At 44.4% G+C, this 12,521-nt stretch carries 8 protein-coding genes; 5 read left to right on the plus strand and 3 right to left on the minus strand.

Translation table 11 applies throughout. From position 1 onward, the window contains the following. The first annotated feature begins 30 nt into the window (after window positions 1-30). Window positions 31-2,373, plus strand: a complete 2,343-nt coding sequence (locus tag AC0VYA_RS11345) for a bifunctional diguanylate cyclase/phosphodiesterase (protein WP_475488314.1) — start codon at window positions 31-33, stop codon at window positions 2,371-2,373. 115 nt (window positions 2,374-2,488) lie between these two features. Beyond that, window positions 2,489-2,923 (plus strand): MarR family winged helix-turn-helix transcriptional regulator, encoded by a 435-nt coding sequence (locus tag AC0VYA_RS11350; protein WP_475488315.1) that lies wholly within the window; start codon window positions 2,489-2,491, stop codon window positions 2,921-2,923. A gap of 10 nt (window positions 2,924-2,933) precedes the next feature. Here AC0VYA_RS11350 and AC0VYA_RS11355 read toward each other — a convergent pair whose 3' ends face one another. Then, a complete protein-coding gene (locus tag AC0VYA_RS11355) occupies window positions 2,934-3,929 on the minus strand; it encodes an aldo/keto reductase (RefSeq protein ID WP_475488316.1) in 996 nt (331 codons plus the stop codon). A 188-nt stretch (window positions 3,930-4,117) separates the two neighbouring features. Between AC0VYA_RS11355 and AC0VYA_RS11360 the strand changes: the two genes are divergently transcribed. The 3 genes from AC0VYA_RS11360 to AC0VYA_RS11370 all read left to right on the plus strand — a co-directional run bounded on the left by AC0VYA_RS11360 (window position 4,118) and on the right by AC0VYA_RS11370 (window position 10,724). After that, on the plus strand, window positions 4,118-5,023 hold the full coding sequence (locus AC0VYA_RS11360) for an AraC family transcriptional regulator (RefSeq protein WP_475488317.1): 906 nt from the start codon (window positions 4,118-4,120) through the stop codon (window positions 5,021-5,023). A 27-nt stretch (window positions 5,024-5,050) separates the two neighbouring features. Next, entirely contained in the window at window positions 5,051-8,383 is a 3,333-nt protein-coding gene (locus AC0VYA_RS11365) for a mechanosensitive ion channel domain-containing protein (protein ID WP_475488318.1), read from the plus strand. Window positions 8,384-8,597: 214 nt separating this feature from the next. After that, a complete protein-coding gene (locus AC0VYA_RS11370) occupies window positions 8,598-10,724 on the plus strand; it encodes a TonB-dependent receptor (RefSeq protein WP_475488319.1) in 2,127 nt (708 codons plus the stop codon). 60 nt (window positions 10,725-10,784) lie between these two features. Here the strand turns inward: AC0VYA_RS11370 and AC0VYA_RS11375 are convergent, their stop codons facing one another. Together AC0VYA_RS11375 and AC0VYA_RS11380 are read right to left on the minus strand one after the other, a co-directional pair. Next, complete coding sequence (locus AC0VYA_RS11375; RefSeq protein ID WP_475488320.1) at window positions 10,785-11,549, minus strand: siderophore-interacting protein; 765 nt, start codon at window positions 11,547-11,549, stop codon at window positions 10,785-10,787. Between the two features lie 181 nt (window positions 11,550-11,730). Beyond that, a complete protein-coding gene (locus tag AC0VYA_RS11380; RefSeq protein WP_475488321.1) occupies window positions 11,731-12,345 on the minus strand; it encodes a hypothetical protein in 615 nt (204 codons plus the stop codon). Window positions 12,346-12,521 lie beyond the last annotated feature (176 nt).

Consider the following 12,521-nt stretch of genomic DNA (forward strand, 5'->3'; position numbering starts at 1 on the left):
ACTTAAAGGTGTGATGTATAGGAGTACAAATTGAAAGCCGCGCCGAGACCTTCAAACGATAAACAACGCGTTAGCGCTTTACATGAGCTAAACATATTGGACACAGTGGCCGAGGAGCGTTTTGACCGCATCACCCGCTTAGCTGCTCATTCTTTTGGTTGTCAGTTCGCGTCAATTTCATTTATTGATGAAGACCGTCAATGGTATAAATCTGTGGTTAATTTTCCAGCCACTGACTTAGACCGAAATATCTCCTTTTGCGCGCATACCATTACTCAGGATAAAGCACTGGTCGTCAAAGACGCTCACCTTAATGTATGTTTTAAAGACCACCCATACGTCATCAGTAACCCATTCTTACGCTTTTATGCAGGAATAAAAATCACCATGGATGGTTACCACGTGGGCTCTTTATGTGTCTTTGATACACAGCCCAAGTCATTTACTTGCTCTGATGAATTGATACTACAAGATTTAGCCAATATGGTTGAAAGTGAGCTGCAAAAAGAACAACTGACTCATGCAGCACAAACGTTACGGCAATATCAGAACAAATTAGACGAAACCCAAAAGCTCACTCGCGTTAGAAACACTATTTTAGAAAAAATTGTTCACTCTGTATCCCTTACATCCGTGCTACATGAGATCGTCAAATCGGTAGAGCTTGAATATCTGAACCAAAAATGCAGTATTTTGTTGCTCAAAGATAAAAAGTTGTTATGTGGAGCCGCACCTTCTTTGCCCAGTTTTTATAATGACGCGATCAATGGTATAGATATTGGCATAGGACAAGGCTCATGCGGAACAACCGCCTTTACTGGGGTGCGCACCGTGGTCGAAGATATCAGTAGCCATCCTTACTGGTCTGCATGGACAGAACTCGCTGAAAAAGCTGAACTCGGCGCCTGTTGGTCTGAGCCGGTCAAAGCATCTGACGGCACGGTATTGGGCACTTTCGCCATTTATCACGCTTATCCTGCCGCGCCCAGCAAGGAAGAAATACAACGAATTGAACAATTTGCTTACATTACAAGCATCGCAATAGAACGCCAGAACACCAGCGATTTGATATGGCACCAAGCCAATTTTGATGAGCTAACGCAGCTACCTAATCGCAATATTATGGGGGAGCATTTAAAACAAGCCCTAAATGTGGCGAAGCGTAACCAAACTCAAGTTGCTGTGATGTTCTTGGATCTTGACAATTTTAAAGACATCAATGATACGCTTGGGCATAGCGTAGGAGATGACCTGCTCGTTGATTGCGCCCAGCGCATCAAAGACTGTATTCGTCATAAGGATATAGTAGCCAGGTTAGGTGGCGATGAATTTGTTGTCATCATAAATGATATTGTAGATTTCAGCGGCCTTGAAAAAACCGCGCAAAAAATACTCAAAGGCCTATCTAGGCCTTACCATTTACAGAGTGAAATTGTGCATACTAGTGCGAGCATAGGCATCACTATTTATCCTGACGACGCTGATGATGTGTCTAGCTTATTAAAAAATGCTGATCAAGCAATGTATGGTGCGAAAGCAATAGGTAAGAACAACTATCACTATTACACCAAAAACATGCGAGACGCCGCTGTGAAACGAATGGCGCTAATAACAGATTTGCGTCATGCTATTGATAACGATGAATTTTTCATTGTTTATCAGCCTATCATCAATTTACTGGATCAGAGCATCACTAAAGCAGAAGCGCTAATAAGATGGCGACATCCTATTCGCGGACTTGTGGGGCCTGATGACTTTATTCCCGTTGCTGAAGAAACGGGCTTAATCTTAGATATCAGTGATTGGGTCTTTGAACAGGTATGTCGAGATGTATGTCAATGGCGCCAAGCACTGTGCCCAACATTGCAAATCAGTATTAATACTTCCCCCGTGCATTACACTGACCCCGAGCATTGTATTACCCTGTGGCTAGAAAAAATGTTGATAAATCGCACACCACCACAAGCCGTGCTCTTGGAAATCACCGAAAGCCTGCTGATGGACGCGAACAAAAGTATTTCCACTAAACTGTTTCAATTCAGGCAAGCCGGAGTTGATATCGCATTAGATGATTTTGGCACAGGGTATTCGTCAATTTCTTACTTAAAACGATACCCCACCGACTTTCTTAAGATAGATAAATCGTTTGTTCATTCCATGACAGAGGTCAGTAACGACAAAGTACTGTGTGAAGCCATTATCGTTATGGCCAAGAAATTAGGCATAAAGGTCGTTGCTGAAGGCATAGAAACGCAAGAGCAATATCATATTTTGCAGAAAATGGGGTGTGATTATGGCCAAGGTTATTTATTCGCTAAACCCCTTGAGCACCAAGCTTTTAATGCGTTATTGCAGCAGCATAAATCAACCTAAAATTGCGTCGTCCCATCCAAGCCCCCTGAGCCGTGTTTGTATATCCCATCGCTACTGGATAGCGTGCGCTATTTGTTGATAGAATCAACTAAACCAGCTTATAGGCGTCATATTAATGCATTCGCACTTCATAGAGCATATCTTTGCTATTTCAGAACGTTATCGAGTCACGATCAGGGCCGCCATAGATGCGAACGAGTTAGGCATAGGTGCTATGCACGTAAGAAGCTTGACGGTAATAGCAGAAACGCCAGACTGTACTGCAAATCATATCGTTACTCGACTGAGCCGTGACAAGGCACAAGTTGCAAGATTAGTAAAAGAACTACTTGCAGCCGACTTGATAAATAAAGACGCTCATCCGGAAGATAAGCGCAGCCAAATTTTAACGTTGAGTAGCGCTGGCAAAACATTGATGACACAACTCAAAGCTGCGAAAAAAACAATACAGTCACAAATGACCCAAGGGTTAAGTCCTCAAGAAATCGACCTTTTTGACACTATTGCTCATAAAATAGCCGACAATTTAGTACGTGAAGATACACTCTAGCGCGGAGCACCTACTGCCCCAGCGCTGCCATTGCTTCGTCTGTATATCGCTGTCCAAATACTTGGCAGCGTTCAATTTTAAGATTGATGTCTACCCATTGTTGCTGGCTAATGATTAATTCTGCGGCTGAAGCGTTTTCGACAATTCTTGAGGGGTTTCGTGTACCAGGTATAGACACATAATGTGGGCTTTGCTCAGCTATCCACGCTAAGGCTAATTGCGCCGGCGTACAATTTAACGACTGTGCAATATGATGTATCGCATCCACAAGAGCCAAATTATTGGCGAAGTTTTGTTCTGAAAAACGAGGATTCGTTAGGCGCCAGTCACCCGCCTCCAAGTCATCACGTGACGTGATGGCTCCAGTTAGAAAACCGCGGCCTAACGGGCTGTATGCGACTAATCCTATTCCAAGCTCATCACAAGTTGGTAAGATGTTCGTTTCAATGTCTCGGCTCCATAATGAATATTCGCTCTGCAATGCGCTGATAGGATGCACAGCATGAGCACGCTTTAGCGTATCACTGCCCGCCTCTGATAACCCCAGAAACCTCACTTTTCCTTGAGTAACCAAATCAGACATCGCACCGACGGTATCTTCGATCGGGACGTTAGGATCCATACGGTGCTGGTAGTACAAATCAATACAATCTGTACCCAATCGTTTTAAGCTTGCTTCACAAGCCTGTTTCACATAGTTAGGATGGCCATTAAACCCTAGAAAGCCGCCCGTATCATCGCGCATAATGCCAAACTTAGTGGCTAATGTGATCTTGCTTCGCGCGCCTTTGTGCTGTTTAAAGAACGTTCCAATAAGTTGCTCATTCGTTTTTGGGCCGTAAATATCGGATGTATCCCAGAAAGAGACTCCACTGTTGACGGCTTGCTCTAAAGTTGCAAATGAACGCTCGCGATCTTGGGTGCCGTAAAAATCTGACATTCCCATACACCCTAAACCGATACTGGACACCGTTAACCCTTGTTGACCTAATTGCCGCTTGTGCATTGCGCTGACTCCTTCAAAATAAATATGTAATGGGCAGATACAATAATAGCGGTGCCAGATATTTTTATGATTGGGTGATCCTCGAAAAACATTGCCTAATCCTACAATCTAGTACAAAGCCTCTTTTTCATTTTCGCGTAGGTGGCATACTAAATCACAATCAACAAGCTAAAACCTAGGTGTCGGTTATGACAGAGTTAATTAAAAAAGTATTTGAACTGGCGCCACATGAGGGAGACTTTAATACTAGCGTTCCACATTTAAGCCTATTTCGTAGAGACACGCCAACGATGAGCCCTATGCCTGTCATATACCAACCTAGTATATACATGGTGTTACTTGGCTCTAAAGCGGCCTACCTCGGCAAAGAACGCTATCAATACGATCCCATGCATTACTTAGTCAGTTGCGTGCCTTTGCCGCTGGAGGGGCAAATATTACAAGCCAGCGAGCAACGTCCCTATCTCGCCGCACGCATTAGCCTTGAAACCCACATGATCAATGAGTTATTGATGCAGATGCCAGATGAACCAGAAGCCCCCGTCACAGCAATCGACAGACAGAGTAACGACGGTACGTCATATAGGGGAATTTATGTCAGTAAAATGAACACTGACATTCAACACACCTTATCGAGGTTACTAGGTTGTGCCCACTCAACGACAAAAGCGCATGTACTAGGTCAACTCGCACTTAAAGAGTTAATTTACCACATACTGAACGCAGAACACGGCTCATTGCTACGGGCGTTTGCATGCCAAGACAGACAGCAATATCACATAGCAAATGTACTGCAATTTATTAATCGTCACTATGCCTCGAGCATGGATATTGCAACACTGGCCAGTAAAGCCAATATGAGTGAATCGTCGTTTTATCATCACTTCAAAGCAGCGACAAATACTTCACCCATTCAATACATCAAAATGGTGCGCTTACATGCTGCTAAACGAAAAATGATGTTTGAACAGCACAATGCCACCTCCGCTGCCTTTGAAGTTGGCTATACCAGCGCGTCTCAATTTAGTCGTGAATACCGTCGGCTTTTTTCAGTTCCTCCAGCACAAGACGCACGCACTGCTTCTAAGGTATGATGGAATGTCACTCTTGTTAGGATCCCTATGCGTACGTCAACGTTTTCCCTTTTGTTTCGCTTTATTTTCCTGTTGTCCTTTATCACAAGTGCATTTAGTTATGCAGACGATGAGTTAATACCCAGCATTGAAGAAATTCAACAACGTTTAAAAACTGCCTCAGATGCAGCACAGATTTCTGAACAACAAAAAGTCGAAATTGAAACCTCGTACCAGCAAGCGATTGAAAACATCCGTGCAACACAACAATTTGAACAGCAAAGCGAAAAGTACAAGCAAGCCATTAAAGATGCGCCAAAAACACTAACGAACATTAAGCAAGCCCACATTAACTTTACTCCGCCCACATTACCCAATAAGCCTCTTTCACTTCAAACCTTGGTTACTTTGTCAACAGATACCGAGGGTGAGGTCACCAGTGGTCGAGCAAAGGTATCTGAATTAAAAGCGGCACTAGATGATGAGCGGCGTTTACTGCTGCGCCAAATCATCAGTGATACACAAACTGCAATCGATACTACCAATGCTAATTTAGGGGCCGATGAAAGTGCTAACCCTAGCCAATTGGCGACAAGCGTAGCACAAGCCACCCAGCGTAAAATGCTGCAAGCCAAGATAGATTCACTGAAGCAGCGCCTCGCTTATCGTCCGGATCACCTCGCCATTCTTGACGCAGAAATCTCGTTTGAACAAAAAAAACTGAGCGCTCACCTTGAGTTACTTGACGCATTGACCAGATTACAAAATCAATTGGATGAGAAAGAAAATGCCTCTATGTTGGCTCAGCTTGAAGCAACTACTGCCTCTTTAATCAGCGCGCCAAGCACACTACAGGACATAGCCAAGCAAAATGAAGCATTAGCGAAAAAAGCCGCATCATTAACGGAACAACAAGACGCCACGAGTCAAAAGCTTAACGAGATCCAAACGCAAATAAATGAACTGAATAACAAATTTTCCTCCTTAAACAGACTCCTTGAGCTTGAGGTGTACGAATCCTCAGCAATATTTGGTAATGCGCTGCGACAAGAATGGGAATTAGCTTCACGCTTCGTTAATGGTGACGAGTGGATCAAGAAAACGGAGGGCTCATTGGTGGAGAATCGCGTTGCCATGTTCAGCATTAATCAACGCCGGGCACCCTTTGATACCTTGGAAATTAACGCGTTAATGAATCAAATCGGACAAGATAATGCCCGCTGGAAAGACGAGGTTAAAAGCTTAGTTGACCAGCGCAGAGAGTTAATATCTCAGCTAGGTTCAATTTATACCCAACACGTTGATGTGTTATCCGTGTTGCTCGATAAATTGCGCTATTTAAACGAACGCACCGAAACCTATAGCGACTTACTTGAAAGCAACTTATTTTGGATACCTAGCGCCACTCCGTTTGATTTAGGAACGATTGCGGCTGCGGGCACGTCTGCCAGTTGGCTCTTTCGTGCTGAGCACTGGCAAAATGTTTCTCAGGCAATCAATGCAAACTTACAACACAATCAAATCGGCGTAGTAAGTATATTCGTCGCCTTGATTCTTACCCTCTTGTTCAGAAAGCGTATTAAACAACGTCTCACACAAATAGCCCCATTAGTTGGTAAGGTACAAACTGATGCCTTTCAATATACCCTACTGGGGTTAGCCATTACCTTTGGGTTATCTTTGCCGCCTGCGCTATTACTCTTCGCAGCCGCATTACTTTGCGATGCACAATCAGGCTTCGCCAATAGCCTGAGTAATGCTTTTTTTGTCGGTGGATTAGTGATGCTCTACTTGGAATTTATGCTGCAAATTGTGCGTAAAAATGGACTGGGGGAAATCCACTTCAAATGGAGTGAATCGAATCTGGCTTTGCTACGTAAAAATAATCGTTTATTGATTATTGTTTTTATCCCTGTCGTCATCATTATGACCCTGTTGAACAATCAAGCCAGCGTGGAGATCCGGGAAGACTTAGGACAATTTGCGTTGATTATATTGAGCTTTTCCTTAGCTATTGCGGGCACCAGGGTTACGCGTAACGCCTACCAGCGTTACCGCACCTCACAGCACAGCGCTAAGCGTTTTTCCTACTTTTTGTATTCGTTGTTAATACTAGTCCCCGTATTCTTGATCATACTGTCGGCTATTGGCTATCAATACAGCGCTCAGCGCATCCTCGCTTTGCTACTCGAATCTGCGTGGTTGTGTACCCTCGCCCTGCTTTGCTACTACACGGCAGAGCGCGCGGTTTCGGTTAATGCACGACGTATCGCACTTGAAAAAATACGCAGTAAACGGGCAGCCTCGATTGTCGCCAATGCGCAACAAGAAGCCGCTGAACAATCCGGTGAAGGCGTACCCGAAATCATCGATACCCAAGAACTCGACAGACATACAATAACGGCTCAAACCAAAGCCGTTATCCGCCTAATTATTTGGTTGATGCTGCTAGCCGCTTTATCTATGGTCTGGCAAGACATATCACCCATCGCCTATTCGTTAGACGATATCGTCATGTGGGAAATTAGCAGCGACGACCCAAATTCCCCAGCACAACGCATCACGCTATGGAGCTGCTTGTTAAGCTTGGCCATTCTTGTTATCAGTTTTGTCGGTGTTCGAAACTTACCAGGTTTATTAGAAATGACTATCTTGGGGAGGTTAAATTTGTCCCCCGGCACGAGTTACGCTATTACCACTATGCTCAAATACAGCATAGTGATCATCGGGATTATTGTATCGGTGAATATACTTGGAGCCCAGTGGTCTAAACTACAATGGCTTATTGCTGCGCTGGGCGTGGGTTTGGGTTTTGGTTTGCAAGAAATTGTGGCTAATTTTGTATCCGGTATTGTTATCTTATTTGAGCGCCCTATACGCTTAGGCGATACCATCACTATTGCCGGTCACAGCGGCACCGTAACGCGGATCCGTATCCGTGCGACCACCGTCAGTGACTGGGACAGAAAAGAGCTTATCATCCCTAATAAAACCTTTATTACCCAAGATTTTATTAACTGGACATTATCAGACCCTGTCACCCGTATCGTAATACCTGTGGGTGTTGCCTATGGCAGTGACACTGATAAAGTCGTATCGTTACTCCTTCAAGTTGCGACTGATAGTCACAATGTATTTGACGATCCCGCTCCCGCCGCTTTGTTTTTAGCATTCGGGGCGAGCAGCCTAGATTTTGAGTTGCGTGTTTTTGCCCGTGCCGTTGTCGACAGAGCCATGGTGACCCATGAGTTACACATGCACATTGAAAAAGCGTTTAAACAGGCGGGTATTGAGATTGCGTATCCCCAACAAGATGTTCATTTAAACGTGTCAGATGCCATCGATGTGAATGTGCATTCTGACAAACCCGCTATGCCCTAGCACGCTATTTGATTAAATGTCTTAATGTAAGAATCGCGCTGTCAAACCCGAGCTTTGAAACCCAAACTGTAAAACAGGCCCTTAGCCTATTTCGCTCAAGATTGGTTAATCGCTTCACTGAAAATAACTCTAGGTGAATAACATTGCTGCTTTTAACGAGCATACGAATACAGGTAGAATGCCGCCCTAAGTTGCAGTTTAATTTAAGGTATTCATGCTCTTGCAAAAATCAGTAGCCCCTTTCGCGACGCTTTCTCTTGTACTACAAAGTTCCTTCGTCGTTGCGCAACAATCACCTGTTGAAGTCATCGTTGTTAGCGGCTCCCATCAAAACACTGACATAATGGCACTTAGCAGCAATGTTAATCTTATTGGCGAGCAAGAGATTGAGCGAGTCAATGCTGCCCTTGCCAGCGATATACTCAATCGAGCCAGCGGCGTATACGTGCAAGCTAACAATGGTGTTGAAAACTTGCCTTCCCTACGCTCGCCTATTCTCACAGGCCCGGGCGCTGGGGGGGCTTTTCTATTTATGCAAGATGGCGTGGCGACACGTGCTGCTGGGTTTGCCAATAACAATGGTTTAGCCGAGTTAAATTTGGCCCAAGCGGATGGCATCGAAGTTATCCAAGGCCCAAATAGCGCAGTATATGGTTCTAACGCAGTGCACGGTGTTATCAATGTATTGAGTCTCACGCCGAGCAATGGCGCAGACGTAGGCATCACATTTGGCCCTAATGATAGAGTTCAGTTTAACGGTGCATTGGGTCACATTGACGATAAAGGACCTGCAACCCAAGGCATCGGCCTGAATATGCAGGTTGTTGACGATGGCGGTTATCAAAACGACAGCGGTTTTACCTCGAGTAAATTAGGCTTACGTCATGATTATCAGCGAGACCAACTGACTATCCAAAGCTCACTGTCTGGTTTTGATCTTGACCAAGACACTGCAGGTTTTATCGCCTCTGGTGATAACGGTGAGGGTTGCTTTAGCTCTAACGTCGCGCCCGATAAATTATATAAAGATCGCTCAGCAATGGAGAAAAACTGTGATCCCGATGCGTATCGGCAATGGTCTTCCATTCGAGGCGCAACGCATATTGCTTATCAAGTTAACAACGATGAATTGATTAACGTTACACCGTATTTTCGAAGTAACAGTATGGAATTTCGCCAGCACTACCTCCCCTCACGCGCTATCGAAGAAAACAGTCACTTTAGCCTGGGTGTCAATTCTGATTACCAATGGCAAGTAAACCAATCCGTCTCCCTTGTGGTTGGCATCGATATAGACTGGACGCAAGGTGAACTGACCGAAACCCAAGAGCAAACAGACCGCTTTAGTTTCGGAAAAGCAAGACAACAAGGTGTGCATTTTGACTATGAGGTCGATTCATCGACCCTTGCACCATATATCCAAGTCAATTGGCAATATAACGAGGCGCTTGTCTTTACCACCAATGTTAGATTTGATAGCACAGAATATGACTATGATAATTTAATCGCGAATGGCACAACCAAGGCGGATGGCACATCTTGTATCAACAATGACGGTCAAGCTGTGAGTTGCTTGTATCAACGCCCAGAAGATCGCACTGACCGTTTCAATAACACCAGTGCCAAAATAGGCGCTAATTACCGTGTAAGTGATAATATCTCTTTGTTTGCGAATTGGTCTAACGGGTTTCGAGCGCCTCAAACGACGGATTTATATCGGCTCCAAAACCAACAAACCATAGGCACTATTGATTCCGAAGAAATTAACAGTATTGAAGCTGGCATAAGAGGTGCCTATCAAGTGTTAACGTTCCAAGGGGTCATATACCGAATGCAGAAGGATAACTTTTTCTTTCGTGATGACGATGGTTTAAATGTAACTAATGGCGAAACAAACCATAGCGGTGTTGAACTAACAGTTAGCATAAACGTTTTAGATAACTTACGTTTTTTGGCCAACTATGCGTACGCAAAGCATGAGTATGACTTTGATCGTTTAAGCAGTGGCGTTGTAAATGGCAACGAAATCGATACTGCCCCTCGTCAACAAGGCAACGCCCGCTTAGAATGGCAGCCCACGAATGCCACATCCCTAGCGTTAGAGTGGCAACACATTGGCAGTTACTTTCTTGATCCAGCAAATGAACATGAATATGCCGGACACGACTTGTTCAATATACGGGCCCAATGGCAAATCAATAAGCAGGTACGCCTTAATGCCAAGCTTGAAAATGTCTTCGATGAAGAATATGCCAGCCGAGCGGATTACGCGTTTGGCTCCTACCGGTATTTCGGTGGACAGCCTCGCGCGATATATTTAGGCGCAAATTACGCTTTTTAGTCGTTAAAGACATCAGATGGGCCAACGCCATTGAGCAGTATTGTTTTGCTTTAGTAAAATTTAAAGCGGGCTCTGCTGCTTCTGGCGATTAAATTTATCTGCATCCACACCTTTCTTCCAATAGCCAGTAGCGAATAGATTCATGCGCTCATAACCTAAGTCATCCAACAATATGCCTTTTATTGTTCGCACGCTACGCGCTTCTAAGCCGAAAAATACCTGAGTGTTGTCACAGGGCATTATTTTAGCGACCCTTTCAACGTGTTGTTCGAGTGTATGGCTTGATTCATCTTCGATATGCCACTCTATATTGAGGTGCACCCCCGCATCCATGGCGATCACATCAGCGCGTGTGGGTACAGTAATAATCGATTTTAAGTTTGCCTGTTTCGGTATGTATCTAGCAAAACCATTAACTGCGTTTATAGAGGTTAGATCACCAATAAGTAAGTAGTTGTCTTCATTGTAGTTGCTTAACTTAGGGGCTCCAGGGCCGGCAATTGCTGCGAAGTCCCCTACTTTGGCCGCACTAGCCCAATTCGTCGCTGGACCTGCGTGTCGATTGACTACAAAATCAATGGTTAACGCTAACGATCCTGCATCAAAGCTGCGAATGGTATAAGAGCGCTTAAATGCTGGTTTGGGTGCATCAAAAGCGAGTTCAGGAAATTGTTCCCCCGGATGAGGTACCAGTACCTTTACATGAGCACCTTCTTTTCCTTGGGGGAAACCAGCCAGTTGTTCTGAACTAAATACGATCCGACGTAAATGTGGCGACAATGATTCTACGCGTGTAACGCTAACTAAACGTGCTTTGGGTTTCATCTCAGCTCCTCAAGTGGTTGACAATATCAACTATATACTGATTACAATGATAGTCAATCATTAAATGAGAATTATTACTATTTACTACTTTGGAAGGGTAATCATAAACAAAACGCCTGATCGTAATGATCTAGGCGCTCTATTCTTTTGCTGAGTGTACTTTTACAAAAATATACGCCGATTATGCCACCGCAGCTGGTGGTACCATCTTACCGCCTGTGCCGATTTGCGCTGGTGGCACCATTTTCCCACCGGTTCCTATGAGGCTAAACGCGCTATTTGATAAATCAGCGACAGTAAAGCTAGGAGGTACCATCTTACCGCCTGTACCGATTTGCGCTGGTGGCACCATTTTCCCACCGGTTCCTATGAGGCTAAACGCGCTATTTGATAAATCGGCGACAGTAAAGCTAGGAGGTACCATCTTACCGCCTGTACCGATTTGCGCTGGTGGCACCATTTTCCCACCGGTTCCTATTAGGCTATACGCGCTATTTGATAAATCGGCGACAGTAAAGCTAGGAGGTACCATCTTTCCGCCTGTACCGATTTGCGCTGGTGGTACCATTTTCCCACCGGTTCCTATTAGGCTAGACGCGCTATTTGATAAATCAGCGACAGTAAAGCTAGGAGGTACCATCTTACCGCCTGTGCCGATTTGCGCTGGTGGCACCATTTTCCCACCGGTTCCTATCAAGCTTGGTGGAACCATTTTCCCACCCGTACCTATCGCAGATGCTGAGCTAGAGGCAAAAATAGATAAAACAACAGTGGCAGTAAGAGTGAATTTTTTCATGACTTAGATCCTATTAATATTTTCAGCGGAGAAATTTCCACCAAAATGATTATCAAGGATCTATATCGGCAATGTCACATATAAGGTTAAAATATGAACATATACACAGTATGTTGGGAAGAGACGAGTTTAGGCTTTAAACCAATTTTTCGATATTAGTATGTAACCTTGGATGA

The sequence above is a fragment of the Paraglaciecola sp. QJM3NY_14 genome, assembly GCF_056173245.1.

Bases quoted from the DNA above. Each gene is read 5' to 3' on its own strand.
- AC0VYA_RS11350 (WP_475488315.1), top strand. From the start codon at position 2,489: ATGCATTCGCACTTCATAGAGCATATCTTTGCTATTTCAGAACGTTAT.
- AC0VYA_RS11355 (WP_475488316.1), bottom strand. From the start codon at position 3,929: ATGCACAAGCGGCAATTAGGTCAACAAGGGTTAACGGTGTCCAGTATC.
- AC0VYA_RS11360 (WP_475488317.1), top strand. From the start codon at position 4,118: ATGACAGAGTTAATTAAAAAAGTATTTGAACTGGCGCCACATGAGGGA.
- AC0VYA_RS11365 (WP_475488318.1), top strand. From the start codon at position 5,051: ATGCGTACGTCAACGTTTTCCCTTTTGTTTCGCTTTATTTTCCTGTTG.
- AC0VYA_RS11370 (WP_475488319.1), top strand. From the start codon at position 8,598: ATGCTCTTGCAAAAATCAGTAGCCCCTTTCGCGACGCTTTCTCTTGTA.
- AC0VYA_RS11375 (WP_475488320.1), bottom strand. From the start codon at position 11,549: ATGAAACCCAAAGCACGTTTAGTTAGCGTTACACGCGTAGAATCATTG.
- AC0VYA_RS11380 (WP_475488321.1), bottom strand. From the start codon at position 12,345: ATGAAAAAATTCACTCTTACTGCCACTGTTGTTTTATCTATTTTTGCC.